Below are 19,926 nucleotides of genomic sequence, written 5' to 3'. Positions count from 1 at the left end.
GTGGTGGATCGCCGAGGTCACGGGATTGGGACGCCGTCGATGGGTGATCGGGTGAGAGCGCACGCGCATGAGCGGGGGAGCCGGGCGCGGACTCGCCGTATCGCGGTACCCATATCACCGCACTTCGCCACCCTCCCGACGGCTCGATGCCACTGCCCCGGCCCCACCAGGGCGGAGATTCTCTACGTAAGTACGACATGGGGAGGCGACATCATGACGACGATCGATGGGTACACCGGACTGTTGCCCAGCAAGAACAGCGAGATCCACCTGGTCCGTTGGGTACGGAAGCCGGATGGTTGGGCTGCGGAGACACTGTTCGTGACATACCTGGGCTTCACGGGCGACCACTGGTCGGTCCGGAGCGGGCGGACGGAGGCGCTGCTGCCATGCGACGAGTGGCAGATCTTCGCCCTCTGAGGAGGCCGCAGAAGGCGCTACTGCTGAGGCACGACCCTCAGGTTGCGCAACGGCTCCCACAACAGAAGCAGACACCCCCGAAAGGGCACCGTGTTGAGAGCTTCGACTACTCGAATTCCTCGCGAGGCACTACCGAGCGGGAAGTCTGCACCTACGGTGTTGGTGTAACGGCTCCCGGGCCCTCGATGACCCCGCCGATAGGTTGTCGCCAGCCGCTCGGCGCCGCGAGCGGAGAACGCGTTCCGATTGATGAGGGACTGAAGTGACCACCCGTGAACAGCTCCTGAGCCAAGCCGTCGAGATCATCGAGGCCGGATCCTCGATCGGCATCGTCGGCGAACGCGGGAGCGGCCGCACGACCTTCGTCCGTCGACTCGTGGACAACCTGGCCGCCCGCGGCTGGAAGGTCCTCGAGGTGAAGGGCGTCGCCTCGTTCAGTGAGTTCCCGCTGCTGGCCCTCTCGCTCGCCGGAGTCGATTCCGCCCGCGAGGCCCGGGTCTCCGCGATGCCGAACGTCGTCGACGACCTCGCCCACCTGCTCCCCCAGCCCACCTCCCTTCTCGTCGTCGACGATTGGGACGACCTCGACGAGGTGAGCTGGGGCGCGATCAGCTACCTCCAATCGGTCGCCCCCATCCCCCTGGTCATCACCCGGCTCGCCGACCGGGTCGCCCGGGACACCCCGACCGGCTTGAAGTCGTCGACCCTCGACCGCCTGTTCGAGATCCGGCTCCCCGCGATGCGATACGACGAGTTGGAGAACGTGCTGCAGCACACCCTCGGCCGCGTCCCCGACCCGGCCACCCTGTCCCGGCTCTACACCAAGTCGGGCGGCATCTCCGGCATCGCGATCTCGCTCGCCGAGGCGGCCAGACGCGAGGGCAAGCTGGAGCTGAAGGACGGCATGTGGACGGCGCACGGCGACCTGTGGTCACCCTCCCTCAACGCCCAGATGGAGTCGCTGCTCTCCGTGCTCGGCGCGGACCAGCGCGAGCTCCTGGAGGCGCTCGCCCTGGGCGCGATCAACGACCTGGAGTCCGTCGCCGAGGCCGTGGCCGCACTGGAATTGGAACAGCTGGAGCAGCTCGGCCTGATCGAGCTCTATCCATCCGGCGACCGCGTGCTCATCGGCGTCCGCCCACCCATCCTGGCGGAGTACTTCCGGCACACCCCCAGTGCGGCCCGCAATCGACGGCTCCTCGAGCACTATGGCGCGCTCCTCGATCCGCAGGACGCCTTCGGCTACGACGGGTCCGGCGGCGACGCGAACCTCACACCGCAGTTCGTCCGCCTGATCAACGAGCAGCTCCGGGCGCGGACGGCCGACGCCCGGAGCGTGTGGGAGCAATCCGGCACTCTCGCCGCCTTCGTCGCCTACATCGAATGCCTCATGACCTCGACCGCGGAGGCGGCGGAGATCGACGACGCCTTCGCGGCCGCCGAGAATCTCGTGGGCGACGAGGAGGTCGAGGTGACCCGGCACGTCCTGTACGCCGAGCACCTCGCCTACACGCGCGGCGAGCCTCAGGTCGCCGTCGAGCACCTCGAGGGCACGGCGCCCGGCTACCGGGCGTTCGGCCTGATCCTGGTGGCGCGTGCCGCCGAGATCGCGGCCGACCTCCTCACCGTTCCCGACCCCCTGGGCCTCCCCGATCCCAGCACGCCCGGCCTGCACCCCTCCGTGCAGTCGGCGCTCCACCGCGCGCGAGCTCACCTGCATCTGGTACGGGGGGACGTCGCGCAGGCCTTCTGGCACGTGCACGCGTTCGAGTACCGCTCCGACCCCCTCTCCGACGTGCGGGCCGCGACCATCGCCGGCATGTGCCTGATCATGAAGGGCGACACCGCAGCCGTTCACGTTCTCGCGGCCAAGGGGCTGGACGAGGCGCGTCGCGAACTCGATCCGATCGCCATGCGCGCGTACGGCGCGCTCAGCGCGTTCGCCTCGATGCTCGACGGCCGGTACGACCATGTGCAGCAGGTGCTCGAGTCCGTGCTCCCGCTCGGGGAGCCGTTCCAGTGGCCGCCGTCCGCCCAGCTCTCCGTGATGATCATGGCGAGCATCGCCGCCAGCCGGCAGGGCCGGCGCAAGGTCGCCCTGCTCCGCCTGGCGGACGCCGAGTCGCTTCCCATGCCGGACGGGACCATCCCCGGCAGCGCTCGCGGCTGGGCGCGCACCCAGGCCGCGGCAGCAGAGTCGCGACTCGACGATGCCGTCGCCATCTCGCTCGAGACCGGAGACGCGCTCTGGGAGCGCGGCGGGAGGCTCGCGGCGGCGACCGCCTATCTTGCCGCGCTGGAGCTCGATCCGGATGCCGAACTCCTGGAGCGGCTGCGTCCACGGCTGGAGCCCGTCGAGGCCCCTCTGCTCCGTCTCGAACTGCGGTACCTCGAGGCTCTGATCGGCGACGACGCCGCCGTGCTCCAGGAGGTGGCGGCGCAGTTCGAGGAGAGCGGGCGTTTCGGGCTCGCGCTCAACGCGTACGAACGCGCGGCGTCCGCCGCCGACCGCGGCGGGTCGAAGGCCGATGCCCATGCGATCCGCGCGCGCCGGACGCGCCTGCTGAACGCGCTTCCCGCCGAGGGTTACGACGCCGTCCGCTGGGGACCGCGGTACGTCGACCTCACCGCTCGTGAGGAGGAGATCGCGCTGCTCGCTTCGGACGGCCTGACCAATCAGCAGATCGCCAACGAGCTGGTGCTGTCGGTCCGGACCGTCGAGAGCCACCTCCTGCGCGCCATGAAGAAGATCGGCGTGGACCGTCGGACCATGCTTCGCGATTACTTCGAGAACGAGGTCTCGGAGTGAGAACCGAACGCCGCCCGGCTCACTGCTGATCGGGATGGGCGCCGCTACCTGACGTGACCGGGCCCGGTACCGAGATCGCCTCCGCACCACCCAGATCGTGCGAAAGGGGCGGGAGAGTGGAGTCACGTCAGTCGCGATACGGAGTTCGGGTACCACTCCGCGGCGACGTTGCGTATTCGGACTAACGGGTGGTCCGTGCGCTCAGAGGTCGGCCGCCCCTCCCTTGGGCGGCCGGCCTCTCCACCCGCCGATACCCGCACGTTCCACCCGAACCCGACCCGAACCCGCCGCCGTGAACCTGCGTCACGGCGGTTTTTGCGCGTACCCTCCCGCGCCCCGACCGAGAGGAAATCATGTCCGCCTCCCCCCGTGGCATCGCCGTCGTGCTCGGCACCCGACCCGAGATGGTCAAGCTCGCCGGCATCATCCATTCCCTCGGCTCCTCGAGCCGGGTCTTCCACACCGGCCAGCACTACGATCCCGCCCTCTCCGGCTCGGTCTGGGAGGCTCTCGGCCTCCCCCGGCCCGAGGCCACCCTGACCGTCGGCGGTTCCGGCCGTGCCGCGCAGGTCGCCTCCACGCTCACGCAGCTGGACGCGATCTTCACCGCCCGTCCACCGAGAGCCGTCGTCGTCCAAGGCGACACCAACGCGACTCTCGCCGGCGCTCTCGCCGCGAACGCACTGGGCATCCCCCTCGTGCACGTGGAGGCGGGGCTCCGCAGCTTCGACCGCGCCATGCCCGAGGAGCACAACCGGGTGATGGTGGATCACATCGCCGACCTGCTCTGCGCCCCCACCGACGTGAACGTGGAGAACCTCCGCGCGGAGCGCATTCCGGCAGAGCGCATCGTGCTGACCGGCAACACCGTCGTGGAAGCAGTGAACGCGCAGCGGCTGCCCACCGCCGAGGTCGCCGCGATCCTCTCCGATCGCGGTCTGGTCGCCGACGGCTACGTGCTGGGGACGTTCCACCGCCCGGAGAATACGGACTCCGTCGAAGCGCTCACCGCGATCCTCTCGGAGCTCGCCCGCCTGAGTCTGCCGGTCGTGCTGCCGCTGCACCCGCGCACCCGTGCGCGCATCCGCGAGTTCGGGCTCGAGCCCCTGCTCGACGGGATCACGGTGATCGACCCCGTGACCCCGCCCGAGTTCCTCGCCCTCGCCTCCTCCGCCGCCGTGCTGGTCTCCGACTCCGGCGGCGTGCAGGAGGAGTGCAGCGTGATCAAGCGCCCCCTCCTGGTCGTGCGCGCCTCCACCGAGCGCCCTGAGGTCATGGGCTCCTTCGCCGAGCGCGTGCTGCCCGGTCCTCAGATCTCTGCGATCGTCGAGAGTTGGATCGGCGAGCTCGACGAGCGTCACCGGGCGCTGGCCGCCGTACCGAGCCCGTACGGCGATGGGACCGCCTCCGAGCGGATCGCCGACGAGATCCGCAGCCTGGTCGGGTTGCGGACGGGGTCGATGCTCGCGGCGTGACCGCACTCGACGGCTCTCTGCCGCCCTCAGCCGCGTCGTCTCGTCGGCCGTCACCGTGGACGTGCCGACGACCGACGGGCTGACGCCCTGCGCTGCCCTCGGACGTCCACCGTTGTCCTCGGGACCGCCAGCTCGGCCGAACGGCTCAGCCGACCGCGGAGGGCCGCCCTGCGCCGCGCTCAGGCCCCCTGCGTGTGCCGGCCGCCGCCGGGGAGCATTCCGACGAAGGACCGACGTCGCGGGGGCGGCGTGCGACGCACCCGGAGCGCGGAGGCGCACCAGACCAGCCCGGCCGCGGCCGCGAGCGTGGCCGCCGCCGTGCCGAACACACCCCCGACCGTCGCGACGACGTCGGGGACGAGGGCCGCACCGACCACCATCAGGTTGAGCACGCCCAGGCAGAACAGCCCGATGGAGCCGAAGACCACGGCGATGCCTCCTACAGTGAGCCGCTGCCACCCGGTCACGACTCTGCCCTGCGCCGGGTGTCGGGGTGCGTGGTGTCGCGCGAGAGCGTCGTCTCCACGGGGCGGTCGACCAGGCGACGGGCGGTGCCCGGCAGGGGTTCGTGGTCGCCCGGGAGGCCGCACAGACAGCCGACCCGGATCGGCGTTCCGGACTGCTGGCTGACGAAGATCTCTGCATGCATCGTCGTCATCTCCTCGAGGTTCGTGAGTCCGCGCGCGCCCGCGCGATGGTCCGCTGAGCGTACGGCGGGAGGAACGGCGGAAGCGTGCCGCGGACCGTTATCTCCGTAGGCCGGAATGCCCGAGTGGGTAGTCGCGACGGCAGGATGACGTGTCTCGGCGCTGCCTGCAGAGACGACGGTGCCCCGCCGGTGGAGTTCACCGACGGGGCACCGTCGTGGGGTGTCTGCCGCGGGCCGCAGCCGCGCCAGACGCTGGTTACTGCTGGGTGGCGACCCGGCGGCGGCGGAGGCCGGCGAAGGCGCCCGCGGCGGCGAGGAGGATCATGCCGAACCCACCGGCGAGGGCGGGGTCCATGACCGGGATACCGGCGTCGTCGGTGACGACGACGATCGGTCCGAGATCCATGACGACCGGGTCCTCACCAGGAACGATGTAGGTCAGCTTCAGGCTGTTGTCGCCCTCTTCCAGACCGGTGATCGTCGCCGACCAATTGCCTTCGCTGTCGACGGTGGCGTCGCCGACGGCGTTGCCGTCCTTGTCCGTGATGATCACGGCCGTCCCAGGCTCGCCCTTGCCGGTGAACACGGTCCCGTTCGGGATGTTGTTCGTGTCCTCCAGGTTCGGGGTCAGGACCTCGAACTTCGTGGTCGAGTCGGTCATCTCGTAGGAACCGTTGGCGAGCTCCTCGGTCGTGCCGTCCTTGCCGGTGACCTCGATCACCAGGTTCGTGTCACCGTTCGCCGGGGCCGGGTTCAGGGTCGTGGACCACTTTCCGTCATTGCCGACCTCCGCGGTGCCGAGAACGTTGCCGTCCTTGTCCTTGATCTTCACCACGTCACCGATGTTGCCGGTGCCGGAGAACTCCGTGTCCGGAGTGATCGGGCTGCCCGCCTCAGGCGAGATCAGCGCACGCGGCTCATCCGAACCCGTCATCGTGACATTCACATCGGCGACCTTCTGGCCACCGATGGAGACGGTGAGGTCGGTGCTGCCGTTCATCGGGGCCGGGTCCAGGGTCAACGACCACTTTCCGTCGTCACCGACTACGGTCTCGCCGAGGACGTTGCCGGCCTTGTCGGTGATCGTGACGGTCTCACCCTTGGCACCGGTACCGGTGTACTGGGTGTCGGGCGTCACGTTGCCGCTGGTGGGGCCGGTGTACGAGGGAGCCTCGTCGGAACCGGTCATGGCGACGGTGACATCCGCGACCTTCTGGTCGCCGATGGTGACCGTCAGGTCCAGGGAGCCGTTGATCGGAGCCGGGTCGAGTTTCAGCGACCACTTTCCGTCCTCACCGATGGTGGTGGTGCCGAGGACGGTGCCGGCCTTGTCGGTGATGGTGACGGTCTCACCCTTGGCACCGGTGCCGGTGTACACGGTGTCGGGGGTGACGTTGCCGCTGGTCGGGCCGGTGTACGAAGAGGGCTCCGTCGAGCCGCTCATCGTGTACGAACCGGTCGCGACCGTCTCCAGCGCGGTACCGTCACCGGACATGACGACAGTCAGGTCGACCGCGCCGTTGGCCGGCGGGTTGGACAACGTCAGCGACCACTTGCCGGTGCTGTCCACGACGGCCGTGCCGACGGTCGTGCCCGCGCCATCCTGGATCACGACGACGTCACCGACCGGGCCGGTGCCCGAGAACACGGTCGCTGGGGTGATGGTGCCGGAGAGAGGCGACGTCAGGGCCCGGGGCACAACCATCAGATCCGTGCGCCATCCAAAGCTCATGTACGCGATGGTGGGTGCTACAACCGTCATTCCCGACGGGGAGGTTGGTCCCGCGATCAGGAAGCCCGGGGTAGAGACGTTGTTGTCGATGTTGGGGTACTGCACGTTCTGGAATGTGGTCACTGACGTCCCGTCCCTGACGCCCGCCCCCGCGGTCCACTGCTGGTTCTTGGCGCCGGTGCAGGAGAGCATCGCCGCGTTACCGGTCTTGCTCGATTGCATAGTGACGCAGAGGCCGTTCGAAGCGACGATCGGGCCGATGTTCCCTGCAGAGGGGTACTGGAACTTCGGCGCGGCGGCCATCGCTGCCAGAATCTGGGTCTCGTTGCCCGTGTCGTATCTCTTATAGGCCGGGTTGTTCGGGTACAGCACGAGATCCTGGGTCATGGCACCTCGAAAGTTGAGGAGCGGGCCGGTCACCTGGCCGGTCGGCTCGGCGGCGCTGGCGGGCGCGGCGAAGGCGAGGCCACCGGCGGTGAGGCCGAGCAGGGTGGCGCCCGCCAGGGCGGCGCGGCCGGCTCTCTTCTTAAATGAGTTCTTCAACGTGTGACTTTCTGTCGGGTTGCTAGGAATGGGCAGTAGCGTGCGTCTGCCGAGATCATGCGGTTAGGTGATCCCCTCCCGCGGTGCAGCTGCGGGAGGAATGCGACAGAGCGGTTCGCGCGCCATCAACGACGGTACGAACGCGAACCCTCGGGATCCGCGACCGAGCGCCGCACCTCAGTGATCGGCGCCCGGCTCTCGCGGGAAACCCGGCGACGATCTCCGTATCCGGGACAGGGCGTGCCCGCGGACCGGAGGCCCCGTGCAGCTGCGTCCCGCTACCGACATCCAGGGAGCCGTTTCGCAGATCCGCGACCCCGCTACTGAAGCGGAAAGCGGCCGCTCGTAGCCTCGATATCGAGCGCGCCTGCCGATGCCCGACGGCCCTGTCACAGTTCGGCCATCACGAGCCGCAGCGCCTGGTCCGTCCGCGCGTCCCGCCGGACGGCCAACCCGCATCGCCCGATCATCCCGCCGCCCGATCCCGGGGCGGCACCCCCGACCCGAACGTGGAGAGTACCCATGACGACCGAACCCACCGCCCCGCAGACCCGCCGATCCGCGGAGGCCGCCCCCGCCCGCACGCCGTCGACGCATCTCGTCTTCGCGATCGTCTCCACCGTGCTGTTCTGGCCGGTGGGTCTTTTCGCGATCCTCAAGTCGGTCGCCACCCGCAAGGCCATCGAGGCGCACGACCTCCCCGCCGCCGCCGCCGCGAGCCGGACCGCCAAGACGCTCTCCATCGTCGCGACCTGCGTCGGCGTCGCGGGCTGGGCCCTCTCGGTGCTCCTCGTCGTCCTGACACTCGGACTCGCCGGCTCCACCGTCGCCGAAGACCCCTACAAGGGACCCGGTGTGGCGACCTATGACCTCCAGGCGGGCGACTGCTTCACCGCTCCGACGAGCTCCATGACCCCGGGCGTCCCGCCCATCGACTGCGCGCAGCCGCACACCGGTGAGGTCTACAACACGGCCGAGCTGAAGGGCCGCGACTACCCCGGCAAGAGCGCGATCGTCGAAGCCGCCGTCGAGAACTGCGTAGGAGCGCCGCTCACCGACTACGTGGGCGCGGAGGCGGCCGGCACCTACACCGAGCACTACCTCGCCCCCTCCGAAGAGTTCTGGAGCGCGGGCAAGCGCACCCTGGTCTGCTTCCTCACCCCGGGCGACGACTCCGAGCTGACCGGCTCCGTCCGGGCGGCGAAGTAGCCTTCCGCATCGCCTCACCACCGCGGCCCGCCTCGATCGAGGCGGGCCGCGGTGCGTTCACCCGACCCATCCGCACGACGGCCGGCTCCCGTCGTCCTGCTACCGTCGAGCCGTGACATCGCCCGACTCCCCCGCTTCCCCTGGTTCCCCTGCCGCGGCCGCGGCCGCGGCCGCCTCGCCGGCCCTCGCCGCCTCCATCGCCGACTACGAGGCCGGCGGCTATGCGGTCGACGACGTGGTCGCCGCGGTCTGCGAGTGCGGATCGACCCGGTTCGGCCTCGGGATCGACGACACGGAGGGCGCGGCGATCCGGCTCTGCCTCGCGTGCGACACCGAGGTCGCGATGCTCGAGTGCGCGTCGATCGCCGACGAGGCCGACCTCGTCGAGGCGACCTGCACCTGCGGCGGCACCGCGTTCGCCGTGGCCGCAGGATTCGCCGTCACCGGCGACGGAGAGGTGCGCTGGGTGAGCGTCGGGCTCGAGTGCGACCGGTGCGGGCTCGCGGGAGTGTACGTCGACTGGAAGATCGACTACGCGCCCAGCCGGCAGCTCCTCTCGGCGGTCTGACCGCTAGCCTGCAGGAATGACCGCATCCCTCACCTCGCTGTCCGACGAGCTCCAGCGGCGCGGGCTCCTCGCCTCGCCCGCGATCGAGGACTCGTTCGTCTACGGCCCCGCCCGCTTCGAACCGATCGGCGGCGATGTCATGGTCAACGTCGATCCGGAGGTGGAAGACCGCGGCACCCTCGACGTGTCCGCGCTCACCGACCGGGTCGAGCGGTTCCTGGCGCTCACCCCTCCGGCCTGGCAGACGGTCATCAAGCGGACGGCGTCCGAGATCGAGGACGCGGTCGGCGACGAACCGGGCGCGGAGCAGATCGATCTGCGGGACGACCTGGCGCTGAAGTCGGTCGTCGTCTTCGTGGACGTCGTGCTGCTCTCCTTCGACGCACCCCGGCAGTTCCCCGACAGCGTGATCCGGGTGCTGCTCGACGAAGACCTCGCGTTCGACGACGTCGAGATCGACGAGCGCGACAACGACGACGAGACGATGACGTTCGGCAGCCTCGACGAGCTGCTCGATCACCTCTCGGCGGCCGGTCCCGAGGGTGTGAACGCGACCGAGGGCCAGGCGTCCCCCGACGCGGCGAAGCACGACCACTCGGCCGGCGACGGCCACGATCCGTCGGCGTAGTCCGGGCGACCGAGACGATACGCGGTACCACGGGCCTGCGGATCGTCGGAAAGAGTACATCCTTCCAGGCCCCGGAGAGGTGCCCTGCCAGTACCCGTCCCGGCAGACACTCCCACGCGCGCGACGCGCAGGGTGGACTGGGGGCATCCCCATCCCGGAAGAAGGAGTCCCCCCATGCGCGGAGTGATCATGCACGGCCCCGGCGACGTCCGCGTCGACGAGCGCGAGGACCCGACGATCATCGAGCCGACCGACGCGATCATCCGTGTGTCGGCCACCTGCATCTGCGGGTCCGACCTGTGGCCGTATCGCGGCGTGGATCATCCCGACCACGCGCCCATGGGGCACGAGTACGTCGGCGTGGTGGAGGAGGTCGGAGCTGCGGTGCGCACGGTGAAGCCGGGCGACTTCGTAGTCGGCTCGTTCGTCGCCTCCGACGGCACCTGCGAGATCTGTCGCGCCGGCTACGAGTCGCGCTGCGTGCACGCCGTCATGATGGGCGGGATCGGCACTCAGGCCGAGAAGGCACGCATCCCGATGGCGGACGGCACCCTGGTGGCGACTCCCGGGCGGCCCGACGCCGACCTCATCCCGTCCCTCCTCGCGGCCTCCGACGTGCTCGGAACGGGATGGTTCGCCGCCGTCGCCGCTGAAGCGGGCCCGGGCAAGACCGTCGCCGTCGTCGGGGACGGCGCGGTCGGCCTGATGGGGGTGCTGGCCGCCGCGCAGCTCGGCGCCGAGCGCATCATCGCGATGTCGCGCCACGCCGATCGCCAGGAGCTCGCGCGCGCGTTCGGCGCGACGGACATCGTGGAGGAGCGGGGCGACGCCGGGGTGGCGAAGGTCCGCGAGCTCACCGGCGGACTGGGGGCGCACTCGGTCATCGAGGCCGTCGGCACGCAGGAGTCGATGATGCAGGCCATCCGTGCCGCCCGGCCCGGCGGCCACGTCGGCTTCGTCGGCGTCTCGCACGGCGTCGACCTCCCTGGAGCCGAACTGTTCTTCTCCGCGGTGCACCTGCACGGCGGCCCGGCCCCGGTGCGACGCTTCCTCCCCGACCTCATCCAGCGCATCTGGAACCGCGAGATCGACCCGGGTCGCGTCTTCGACCTGGCCCTCCCCCTCGACCGCGCGGCCGAAGGGTACGACGCTATGGATCGACGCACGGCGACCAAGGTGCTGCTCACCCTCTGAGCCCGCCGACGTGCCGATCCGCCGACGTCTCGATCCGCCGACGCAGACCACCCGCGAAAGGAACCACCATGAACATCGAACCCACTGCACCCACCGTGAAGAACGCGCCGGAGCACTTCAGCGGCGACGTCTGGGTCGACCCGATCGTCGCACCCCACGAGGCCGACCAGCGCACCACCGCGGCGATCGTCCGCTTCGCCCCGGGTGCGCGCACCGCCTGGCACAGCCATGCGCGGGGCCAGTACCTGCGCGTGACCCAGGGGGTCGCCCGGTTCGGCGCCCGCGACGGCAGCATCATCGAGGTGCATCCCGGCGAGACCCTCTACACGCCTCCCGGCGAGGACCACTGGCACGCGGCCGCGCCCGGCTGCTTCATGGAGCACCTCGCCGTCCTCGAGTCCGCCGACGATCCGGCGGCGACCACCACCTGGAAAGAGCACGTCACCGACGACGAGTACGAAGGGAAGCGCGCATGACCGACGAGACGACCGGATGGACCGGCGGCCGGAACACGTTCGGCGACTTCGCGCCGGGGCTGGTCCACTACACCGACCGAGTGCTCTTCGACGAGGTGTGGGAGCGACCGGAGCTCTCCAAGCGTGACCGCAGCCTGGTCACCGTCGCCGCCCTCCTCGCCGGCGGGAACGTCGAGCAGCTCCGCTTCCACCTCGCCTTCGCGCGCGACAACGGGGCGACGGAAGGCGAACTGATCGAGGCGATCACGCACCTCGCGTTCTACGCGGGATGGCCGAAGGCGATGTCCGCCATGGCCATGGCGAAGGAGGTGTTCGGGGCGGGTTGAGCGGCCGGGATCGCCGGCCCGACGGCAGTCGAGGGACGCACATCCGACTACGGAGAGGGGGCTCCCACCACCGAGAATCACCGCGTGTATACGGGGATGCCGATGCCGGTTACGCCATAGCGGCTGCACACCGCTGAATCGGCGGCATTTGCACGATTCGATGGACCTCTTCGTTGTTGCTGATCGGCTCGCGCGCATACCCGTGCATCCCGAGCCGATCCGAGTTGTTCTGGACGGTGTTGATCGAGGAGCGACTTCCGGCGCGGCCGACCCGCGGCCGCCGCCTGCCGACGAGGCACCTCACAGAAAGGGACGGATGGTGCAGCCGATTTCCCCGATTGATCTCGCCGAGCCCCACGCGACACCCCTCACGACCGACCCGTTCGATTCTCGCGGCATGACGGACAGCGGCATCGGCGACGATGCGGAGACCATGCCCACCGCGGCCGTGCCCCCACGCAGCACCCGGCGCCGCCGGGCCGTCCGCCCGCACGCCGGCAGTCGATCCCGCTCCGCCCGCTTCCCCCTCGCCCTGGTCGAGACTCCGCTGCGCGCGGTCACCGGCCTCCGCGGGGCGGTCATCCTCCTCATCCTCCTCATCGACTCCGGCATCGGCGGCTCCAGCGTCCTGAGCATCGACCTGTTGCTGCTCCTGCTCGGCTTCTCCGTCACGCACGGGATGCTGAAGGAGCACCACGGCACCGGCACACTCCGGCTCATCCGCTTCTACCTGGGCCGGCTGAAGCCGCTCGTCCCCGTGCTGGCCCTCACGATCGGGATCTCCCTGGTCGCGATCCTCCAGTTGGGCACCTACGACGAGGTGGAACGGTTCTCCAAGCAATCCCTCGCGTCCCTGCTGCTGATCAACAACTGGGAGGAGATCGGCGCGGACGCCCTCTACTCCGACGGCTTCGACCGGCTCAGCCCGCTCAGTCATCTCTGGGTGGTCGCCGTCATCGAGCAGTTCTTCCGCGTGTGGCCCCTGCTGATCTTCGCCGTGCTGGCGCTCGGACGCGCACTCAGCCGCCGGTTCGGTCGCCGATCCGGGCCCACGGGCTGGCAGTGGTCGCCGATCACCGCGATCCTGGTGCTCGGCCTCTCGATCACCGGCGCCGTGGTGAGCGCGCTCCTGGCCCGCACCGGCGTCGCGGCTGCCGGTGCGGAACGGACCTACCTCGGCACCGACACGCATGCCCTCGCACTGTTCGCCGGCGCCGCCGCGGCGGCGATCAGCTATCTCGTCGTGCAGCGCCGCAGCCGACTGGGTGCCAAGCGCCGGGTGCCGCGGCGACCGGCCGTCGCCCGCCTCACGCGAGTCGGCCGCAGCACCGCCGTCTCCCTGCTCTCCGTCGCCAGCATCGTGTCGCTCGTCGTGCTGTCGATGCAGATCACCTCCTACACTGACCCGTGGCTCTACACCTACGGGTTCGCCCTCGCGGCCGCGCTCGGAGCGATCCTGGTGCTGACACTCACGAGCCCGGTCAACCAGGTGAACCGGTTCTTCCACTTCACACCCTTCGTGGGAATGGGGTCGGCGGCGTACACGCTCTTCATCGTCCACCTGCCGATCTTCTGGATCGTCCACCGGCTCGCCCCGACCGATTCGCCGCTGGACGTCCTCGTCCTCGGCGTCCCCGCGACGCTGCTCGTCGGCACGCTCCTGCACCACATGGCCATGGAGCCCCTCGGCCGGCTGCGATGGAACAAGCAGGCCATCATCGCCATCGCTGCCGCCGTCGTCGCCACGACGACGGCCCTCTGGTACCTGCCCGCTGCGAAACTGGCCGCTCCGCTCGGCACCGGCGACATCACCGTCCTCGCCCTCGGCGACACCCGTGCCAACAACCTCGGCACCGCCCTCGACTACACCGAGAACGATGACGAGGAGGCGACCAGCCCTGACGTCTTCACGATCATCCCGGCCGGAATGGCGGGATGCGGCATCACCGGCGCCGCGGAGCAGCGCACCGCGGACGGTCGCGTCTCCACGAGGCCCGCGAGCTGCGCCGGCTGGGAGGACCGGTGGGCGAACGCGATCGCGACCGCGCAGCCCGACATCGTGATCGTCGACGTGAGCGGCGACGCCCGCTCGCAGCGGGTGGACGGCGCCTGGACCGACCTGACGGACGCAGCGACGGCCGAGCGCTACCGCGCCGAGCTCGAGAAGGTGGCCACGATGGCCGGTCCGCACTCGAAGCTGCTCCTGGCGAATGCCCGGCTCCACAGCGGGGACGCCACGACGGAGCAGGCCGCGGCCTTCAACGCGGTGCTCGAGGAGGTCGTCGCAGAGAGCCCCCGGCTCGGCCTGCTGGATCTGCAGAGCCAGGTCTGCACGGACGCCGCGTGCACGACGAAGACCCTGATGGGCGACGACCTCTACACCGACGGCCGCGTGCTCTTCAGCGATGCGGGCAAGCAGCAGATCGCCCCGTGGCTGTCCGCCGAAGTCCTGACCGCCTACCGCGGCGCGACCAATGCCGAGGCGACAGCACGATGACCGAAGACCGCCCGCTGAACGACCGCCGCCCCCGGAAAGGCGACCGCACGATGACCCGAGATCGGACGACCGTACCCATGACCGCCGCACCCCAGAGCATCGATGAGGGCATCCGACCGTTCTCGGCCGCCACCCGGATCTACGTCGGAGCGGTGATCCTCGGGCTCCTCGGCGCGATGTTCTTCTTCATCACCCGCTGGATCGACAGCAACTTCGGGGTGATCACGGTCGACCAGATGATCCTCAACCTGGCCGGCGGCGCCGAGGGGGTCAACACCGGCGACACCTCGCTGGTCGACAGCTTCCTGGTCGACGGGCTCCTCACCCCGATCCTGCTCGTCGCCGTCACCGCGGTGGTCGTCGCGGTCGTGCTCCGAGTCGTCTCCCGCCTGCGCCGTCGCCGACGCGCGAAGACCGCCCGTCCCGAGCAGGCGGAGGGGCCGCTGCGCCCGGGAGAGGCCCGGCCTCCCCGCAAGCCTGGGCGCGCCTGGCGTGCGATCGCCCTGACGCTGTCCATCGGCCTGGTCGCCGGTACCGCCCCCGCGCTGGCCGACCAGATGTCGTTGCGGCAGTCGCTCGCCGCCCAGACGTCCACGGACTCGCTCAGCGACGTCTATCGCGACCCGGGAGCGGCGACCGCTCCGGAGACGAAGCGGAACCTCGTCACCATCTACCTCGAGTCGATGGAGCCGACCTTCGCGGACGAGACCCTCTTCGTCCGCAACCTCCTGGAGCCGCTGCAGGCGGTCACCGGAGACGGGTGGCACCAGATCGACTCCCTCGCGCAGGGCGACGGCCTCGGCTGGACGATGGCCGGCATCGTGGCGACCCAGTGCGGGATCCCGATCAAGAGTGCCGGCGGCGGCGCGGCGACCGCGGGCGAGGACGAAGGGGGCGAGGAGACCTTCAACGAGATCGGCGCCCACGCCGAGCACTACCTACCCGGCATCACCTGCCTCGGCGATGTGCTCGAGGACGCCGGCTACACCAACCACTTCATGGGCGGCGCCGATGGCACCTTCGCCAACAAGAAGCTGTTCATGACGGACCACGGCTACGCGGACTTCATGGACAGGACCACCTGGAAGGCCGCCGGCGAGACCCGGATGAACACGTGGGGTCTGGAGGACGAGCGCCTCTTCGCGCACGCGGCCGACAAGGTCGACGAGCTCCGGGCGACCGGCGAGCCGTTCAACCTCACCCTGCTCAGCGTGGACTCGCACCGGCCCGGACTTCCTGGCAGCACCTGCACAGGGCCCGGGAACGACCTGGAGCGCGCGATCCACTGCTCGATGGAGTACGTCGCCGGGTTCGTGCAGCACCTCGAGGCGACGGGTGCGCTCGAGGACACCGTCGTGGTGATCATGGGCGACCACAAGTACATGATGCCGGACGAGCAGCTCTTCGCCGGGAAGTCCGCGGTCGGGGTCAACCGGACGGTGTTCAACCGGTTCTGGAGCCCGGACGACGTGAAGGTGCACCGCACGTCCACGGATCAGTACGCCATGCTCCCGTCGATCCTCGACCTGCTGGGCTTCACGCTACCCGAGGGTCGTGCGGGGATCGGGGTGTCGGCGCTCGGCGCGTACCCGTTGACGGGCACGCTGTACGACCTCGATCCGGCGGCGCGCAAGCAGCTCGTACTGGCCCCGTCGAAGGACCTCTACGCGCGGTTCTGGGGCGGCTCGTAGCCGCCCCAGACACTCACGTGTCCGCTCAGGACTTGGTGTTGCGCCGAAGGAATCCGACGATCGCGGTGATCACGAAGAACACCAGCCCGAGGATGGCCAGCCAGAGCAGACCCTTGACGGCGAAGCCGAGGACGGCGAGGACGGCCCAGATGATGAGCAGGACGATGATGAGTGCGAGCATGGCTCGGCCTTCTTTCTTCGGTACGGGAGCGCTGCCCCCGGTTCGGGTGCGCGCCGGAGGGTTCCGGGGCCTCAGCTGAGGGCGGCTTCGGGCTTCGTCTCGGTGGACGCGGTTGTCGTCGTGGACGCGGTGGGCTCGGCGGCGCGGAACCAGCGCGCGTACACCGCGAGCTGTGCGCGCTGCAGGGTCGGGAACACGCCCAGCTCCTGGCCGGTGGCGCCCGTGCCCACGAAGCCGTCCGTGCCGAGGTCGACCATTCCGAGGTAGTCGTCGGGGGTCTCGGCGACCCAGAGTCCGTCCACGGGGGTGTGCCATTCGACGCGGGACGTCTCCTCGACTGCACGGCTCATGCGAACTCCTTCTCGGTGGTGGACACCTCCGATCATCGGGACAAAGCGCCGGGGCGGCAACTTTCGGACGAGGGGTTGATCGGCCGTCCGGCGGATGGTATTCGCACGCGCCCAAAGGCCATCATCGGGCCGGCCGACGAGCCGCTCCGCTCCGGTCGCCCCTCCCCCGCGCTGCCATCGGCCGCTATCCTGACCGCATCGCAACCAGGTCACGGGGAGGCCGGAGCATGCGCACTCGCAGCAGGATGTGGCGGATCGGCGGCCTCGCGGCCGTCATCATCGGGCTGAGCACCGCGGTCGGCTCCGCCGCAGCGGCGCAGGCGCAGGCGAGCGGGCCGGTGCTGATCGACGAGGATTTCCGGGGCACGAGCGTCGCCGCCGAGTTCCAGGGCTACGGCTCCGCGTGCCTGACCGGTGCGGCACCCGTGGTCGCCGCCGCACCGGGAGAGCATCCGCTCTCCGGGTGCCCGGCCTCCGGTGTCGGGCCGGTTCCGCCGTCGGGCGGCGCACCGGACGGCTACCTCCAGTTGACGGACGCCGCGAACGACCGGGCCGGCGCCCTGCTCTACGAGAAGCCCATCCCGTCGACGACCGGGGTCGAGATCAGCTTCGAGCAGTGGCAGTACGGCGGCACCCAGGTTCCCTCCCCCGCCGACGGGATCGCGTTCTTCCTGGTCGACGGATCCGCCGCGCTCGACGCTCCCGGGGCATTCGGCGGCAGTCTCGGCTACGCGCAGAAGCTGCCCGACGACGACCCGGCGGGCACCACCATCCCCGGGGTGAACGGCGGCTACCTCGGAGTCGGCCTGGACGTGCTCGGCAACTACTTCGGCGACTGGGAGCACCGCGGCGACGGCTGCGCGCAACGCTCCCCCTCCGGCACCGCGTTCTACGTTCCGGCCCCCGGAGCGAACATGGTCACCGTCCGCGGCCCCGGCGACGGCGTGACGGGATACTGCTTCCTCACGGCGACCACCCCCAACCTCACGACCACCGGACCGTGGCCGTCCTCGCTGCCCGGGCAACTGCAGGGGCCGCTCACGAGCCTCCCACCCGGCACCGACGCCGCGACGGCCGCCGCACTGCTGGAACCGTCGAAGCGGACGGTGACGATCGACATCACTCCCGCGCCGGACCCGACGGTGACCGTGACCATCGACTTCCACGACGGTGCAGGCACCCAACAGGTTCTCTCCTTCCCCGCGCCGCAGCCGGTCCCGACGACCTACAAGCTCGGATTCGCCGCCTCCACCGGTCTCTTCACCGACGTCCACCTCATCCGGACGCTCCGGGTCCAGGCGCTCGCGCCGCTGCCGGCGCTCGCGTTGAAGAAGTCCGTCGAGACGACAGGGCCGATCCCCGCCGTGGCGGGCACGGTCGTCCGCTACCTCTTCACGGTCACGAACACAGGAGGGACCACGGTCGACGCCCTCGCGATCGACGACCCGCTGGTGCGGGACGCGACCTGCGCCCAGACCTCCCTCGCCCCGGCTGCGTCGACCACCTGCTCCGGCAGCTACACGACCACGGCGGCCGATGCGGCAGCGGGGCGCATCGTCAACACCGCGACGGCCGGCGGCACCGCACCGGACGGCTCCCCCGTGACCTCGGATCCGGCCTCCGCGACGGTCGACCTGGTGCCGCCGGCCGGCCCCGCGGGCACCACGCCGGGTGGCGCCGTCGCGCTGGCGGACAGTGGGTCGGGACCGGTCGGCCGGGTGATCGGCGCGGGGGTCGCTATGGCGTTGCTCGGGGCGATTCTGCTGGCCACGGCGCGCGCGAAGCGGCCCGGGCGCACGACGGCGGACTGAGCAGAGAGCGCGTTTGCGACTCCCCGGTCCGAGGACTCCGCCCGACGGTGCGGCCGAGTGCTGAGTTCGTGCGCGCTCGCCTACTGGGGGCGCCGGGAGGCTGCGTAAGTCGCGGACCCGCACTGCGGAATGCGGGTTGGAATGCTGAAATGTTGGCTTGCTGCGATGGTTAGCTTTTCTCGGCACTGCGACCGATCCGTCGATGACCGAGATCGCCGATGGTGCCGCGCACGCGAGCGCGCAGTCCTAGAGCTCGCGATCCCGATGCCCGGCGTGAGTCGGCACCAACCCGAGTAAGAGAGTCACACTGTGAAGAACTCATTCAAGAAGAGAGCAAGCCGCGCCGCGATCGCCGGCGCGGCGCTCCTCGGCCTCGCGGCCGGCGGTCTCGCCGTCGCCGCCCCGGCCAGCGCCGCCGGCACCGACATGCTCACCGGCCCCATCCTCACCTTCGCCTTCGGCGGGTCCCGGTACCTGGACACCGATCTGGTGGGAAAGACGTACTCGGGCGCTGTCCCGGCGAGCGCTCCGATCTGGACGTTCCCCGCCAGTGGGAGTTCCGGTCCGATCTCGACGGGCGGGATGTGCCTGTACCTGCCGAACACGCAATCGCAGAACTCTGCCGCCCTGGAGACCTGCAACGACACGGCCCTCCGCCAGGTCTGGACCGGTGTGACCTCGGGAACGGCGTACGGCTTCCGGAGCACCGGCGCCTACCCGTTCCTGGCGCTCCTCTCCTCCAGTGGGTACAAGGCCGCAAGCGCGAACGGGATCAGCGCGGGCTACTACAGCGACTGGTCCGGCACGCTCACGCGGGCCGTTCCCGTTCCGACCGCCCCGACCCTGACCACCCCGCTGCCTGGCTCGGACATCACCCCGGAGACGGTGTTCACGGGCACCGGGGAGCCGAACACCGTCATCACGGTGGTCGACCCGAACGGCGTCGTCATCGGCACCGGAACGGTGGGTGCGGACAAGAAGTGGTCCCTGACCCTCGACCCGGCCCCGCTCAACGGCGACATCTACCTCAAGGTCGTCGCGAACGTGTCCGGCTCGCCCGTCACGATCGCGGAGGGCGTCTACACCATGACCGAGTCCTCGGACCCGCTGGTGGTGACCACCCCGCAGGGCGGTGACACGATCGTCGGCCCGGACGTCACCTTCGACGGCACCGGCAATCCCGGCGACACCGTCGTGATCAAGGACAAGGATGGCACGCCGATCGGCGAGACCACGGTCAACCCCGACGGCAGCTGGAACACCACGGTCCCGCTCCCCGGAGGCGGCACCGTCACCGTCGAGTCCGGCGACCAGACCGTCACCATCGAGGACCTGAACGTCATCGCCAAGCTCGAGGTCACCACCCC

General features: G+C 70.1%; 18 protein-coding genes. 13 read left to right on the top strand and 5 right to left on the bottom strand.

Annotated features, from left to right (window positions below; genetic code table 11):
* Positions 1-213: 213 nt before the first annotated feature.
* The 3 genes from U870_RS0114095 (at position 214) to wecB (ending at position 4,704) form a co-directional block, all read left to right on the top strand.
* Entirely contained in the window at positions 214-420 is a 207-nt protein-coding gene (locus U870_RS0114095) for a hypothetical protein (protein WP_025158027.1), read from the top strand.
* Between the two features lie 262 nt (positions 421-682).
* Complete coding sequence (locus U870_RS0114090; protein WP_025158026.1) at positions 683-3,229, top strand: helix-turn-helix domain-containing protein; 2,547 nt, start codon at positions 683-685, stop codon at positions 3,227-3,229.
* Positions 3,230-3,582: 353 nt separating this feature from the next.
* The gene (gene wecB, locus U870_RS0114085) at positions 3,583-4,704 is read left to right on the top strand and encodes a non-hydrolyzing UDP-N-acetylglucosamine 2-epimerase (RefSeq protein ID WP_115644447.1); all 1,122 of its coding nucleotides are present in this window, start codon (positions 3,583-3,585) and stop codon (positions 4,702-4,704) included.
* Between the two features lie 179 nt (positions 4,705-4,883).
* Here the strand turns inward: wecB and U870_RS0114080 are convergent, their stop codons facing one another.
* From U870_RS0114080 to U870_RS0114070, 3 genes are all read right to left on the bottom strand, one after another.
* The gene (locus U870_RS0114080) at positions 4,884-5,171 is read right to left on the bottom strand and encodes a hypothetical protein (protein ID WP_162819161.1); all 288 of its coding nucleotides are present in this window, start codon (positions 5,169-5,171) and stop codon (positions 4,884-4,886) included.
* Positions 5,168-5,362, bottom strand: coding sequence for a hypothetical protein (locus tag U870_RS0114075; protein WP_025158023.1), 195 nt, complete (start codon positions 5,360-5,362; stop codon positions 5,168-5,170). The genes U870_RS0114080 and U870_RS0114075 overlap by 4 nt, the downstream gene beginning before the upstream one ends.
* Before the next feature lie 247 nt (positions 5,363-5,609).
* Positions 5,610-7,628: an Ig-like domain-containing protein gene (locus U870_RS0114070; RefSeq protein WP_115644446.1), complete on the bottom strand. Its 2,019-nt coding sequence runs from the start codon at positions 7,626-7,628 to the stop codon at positions 5,610-5,612.
* A gap of 522 nt (positions 7,629-8,150) precedes the next feature.
* On the opposite strand from U870_RS0114070, the gene U870_RS0114055 reads away from it, so the two are divergent.
* The 8 genes from U870_RS0114055 to U870_RS0114020 all read left to right on the top strand — a co-directional run bounded on the left by U870_RS0114055 (position 8,151) and on the right by U870_RS0114020 (position 16,217).
* Entirely contained in the window at positions 8,151-8,837 is a 687-nt protein-coding gene (locus tag U870_RS0114055; RefSeq protein ID WP_025158020.1) for a CD225/dispanin family protein, read from the top strand.
* Positions 8,838-8,949: 112 nt separating this feature from the next.
* Positions 8,950-9,405 (top strand): hypothetical protein, encoded by a 456-nt coding sequence (locus U870_RS0114050; RefSeq protein ID WP_025158019.1) that lies wholly within the window; start codon positions 8,950-8,952, stop codon positions 9,403-9,405.
* Between the two features lie 16 nt (positions 9,406-9,421).
* Complete coding sequence (locus U870_RS0114045) at positions 9,422-10,033, top strand: hypothetical protein (RefSeq protein WP_025158018.1); 612 nt, start codon at positions 9,422-9,424, stop codon at positions 10,031-10,033.
* Between the two features lie 174 nt (positions 10,034-10,207).
* Entirely contained in the window at positions 10,208-11,227 is a 1,020-nt protein-coding gene (locus tag U870_RS0114040) for a zinc-dependent alcohol dehydrogenase family protein (protein WP_025158017.1), read from the top strand.
* Positions 11,228-11,295: 68 nt separating this feature from the next.
* The gene (locus U870_RS0114035; RefSeq protein ID WP_025158016.1) at positions 11,296-11,703 is read left to right on the top strand and encodes a (R)-mandelonitrile lyase; all 408 of its coding nucleotides are present in this window, start codon (positions 11,296-11,298) and stop codon (positions 11,701-11,703) included.
* On the top strand, positions 11,700-12,029 hold the full coding sequence (locus U870_RS0114030; RefSeq protein WP_025158015.1) for a carboxymuconolactone decarboxylase family protein: 330 nt from the start codon (positions 11,700-11,702) through the stop codon (positions 12,027-12,029). Before U870_RS0114035 ends, U870_RS0114030 begins: the two co-directional genes overlap by 4 nt.
* A gap of 397 nt (positions 12,030-12,426) precedes the next feature.
* The gene (locus tag U870_RS24415) at positions 12,427-14,526 is read left to right on the top strand and encodes an acyltransferase family protein (RefSeq protein WP_162819159.1); all 2,100 of its coding nucleotides are present in this window, start codon (positions 12,427-12,429) and stop codon (positions 14,524-14,526) included.
* 77 nt (positions 14,527-14,603) lie between these two features.
* The gene (locus U870_RS0114020; RefSeq protein WP_025158013.1) at positions 14,604-16,217 is read left to right on the top strand and encodes a sulfatase-like hydrolase/transferase; all 1,614 of its coding nucleotides are present in this window, start codon (positions 14,604-14,606) and stop codon (positions 16,215-16,217) included.
* Between the two features lie 25 nt (positions 16,218-16,242).
* On the opposite strand, the gene U870_RS24665 is transcribed toward U870_RS0114020, so the two are convergent.
* On the bottom strand, positions 16,243-16,398 hold the full coding sequence (locus U870_RS24665; protein ID WP_025158012.1) for a hypothetical protein: 156 nt from the start codon (positions 16,396-16,398) through the stop codon (positions 16,243-16,245).
* A gap of 71 nt (positions 16,399-16,469) precedes the next feature.
* Positions 16,470-16,748 (bottom strand): hypothetical protein, encoded by a 279-nt coding sequence (locus U870_RS0114010; protein WP_025158011.1) that lies wholly within the window; start codon positions 16,746-16,748, stop codon positions 16,470-16,472.
* Positions 16,749-16,975: 227 nt separating this feature from the next.
* Between U870_RS0114010 and U870_RS22625 the strand changes: the two genes are divergently transcribed.
* Positions 16,976-18,559, top strand: coding sequence for a DUF7507 domain-containing protein (locus U870_RS22625; protein WP_162819158.1), 1,584 nt, complete (start codon positions 16,976-16,978; stop codon positions 18,557-18,559).
* Between the two features lie 309 nt (positions 18,560-18,868).
* Positions 18,869-19,926: Ig-like domain-containing protein (locus U870_RS0114000; protein WP_029947628.1), on the top strand; the 1,058-nt coding region annotated here is incomplete at its 3' end.

The organism is Leifsonia aquatica H1aii (assembly GCF_000633535.1).
Classification (GTDB): Bacteria; Actinomycetota; Actinomycetes; order Actinomycetales; family Microbacteriaceae; genus Leifsonia; species Leifsonia aquatica_A.
The sequence above is the reverse complement of the archived record's forward strand: the minus strand, read 5'-3'. Positions and strand labels throughout refer to the sequence as shown.

What these genes read in the sequence shown, in the direction of transcription:
- U870_RS0114020 (WP_025158013.1), top strand. Translation starts at nt 14,604, where the DNA reads ATGACCGCCGCACCCCAGAGCATCGATGAGGGCATCCGACCGTTCTCG.
- U870_RS0114045 (WP_025158018.1), top strand. Translation starts at nt 9,422, where the DNA reads ATGACCGCATCCCTCACCTCGCTGTCCGACGAGCTCCAGCGGCGCGGG.
- U870_RS24665 (WP_025158012.1), bottom strand. Translation starts at nt 16,398, where the DNA reads ATGCTCGCACTCATCATCGTCCTGCTCATCATCTGGGCCGTCCTCGCC.
- U870_RS0114075 (WP_025158023.1), bottom strand. Translation starts at nt 5,362, where the DNA reads ATGACGACGATGCATGCAGAGATCTTCGTCAGCCAGCAGTCCGGAACG.
- wecB (WP_115644447.1), top strand. Translation starts at nt 3,583, where the DNA reads ATGTCCGCCTCCCCCCGTGGCATCGCCGTCGTGCTCGGCACCCGACCC.
- U870_RS0114095 (WP_025158027.1), top strand. Translation starts at nt 214, where the DNA reads ATGACGACGATCGATGGGTACACCGGACTGTTGCCCAGCAAGAACAGC.
- U870_RS0114055 (WP_025158020.1), top strand. Translation starts at nt 8,151, where the DNA reads ATGACGACCGAACCCACCGCCCCGCAGACCCGCCGATCCGCGGAGGCC.
- U870_RS0114010 (WP_025158011.1), bottom strand. Translation starts at nt 16,748, where the DNA reads ATGAGCCGTGCAGTCGAGGAGACGTCCCGCGTCGAATGGCACACCCCC.
- U870_RS0114040 (WP_025158017.1), top strand. Translation starts at nt 10,208, where the DNA reads ATGCGCGGAGTGATCATGCACGGCCCCGGCGACGTCCGCGTCGACGAG.
- U870_RS0114035 (WP_025158016.1), top strand. Translation starts at nt 11,296, where the DNA reads ATGAACATCGAACCCACTGCACCCACCGTGAAGAACGCGCCGGAGCAC.
- U870_RS0114030 (WP_025158015.1), top strand. Translation starts at nt 11,700, where the DNA reads ATGACCGACGAGACGACCGGATGGACCGGCGGCCGGAACACGTTCGGC.
- U870_RS24415 (WP_162819159.1), top strand. Translation starts at nt 12,427, where the DNA reads ATGACGGACAGCGGCATCGGCGACGATGCGGAGACCATGCCCACCGCG.
- U870_RS22625 (WP_162819158.1), top strand. Translation starts at nt 16,976, where the DNA reads ATGCGCACTCGCAGCAGGATGTGGCGGATCGGCGGCCTCGCGGCCGTC.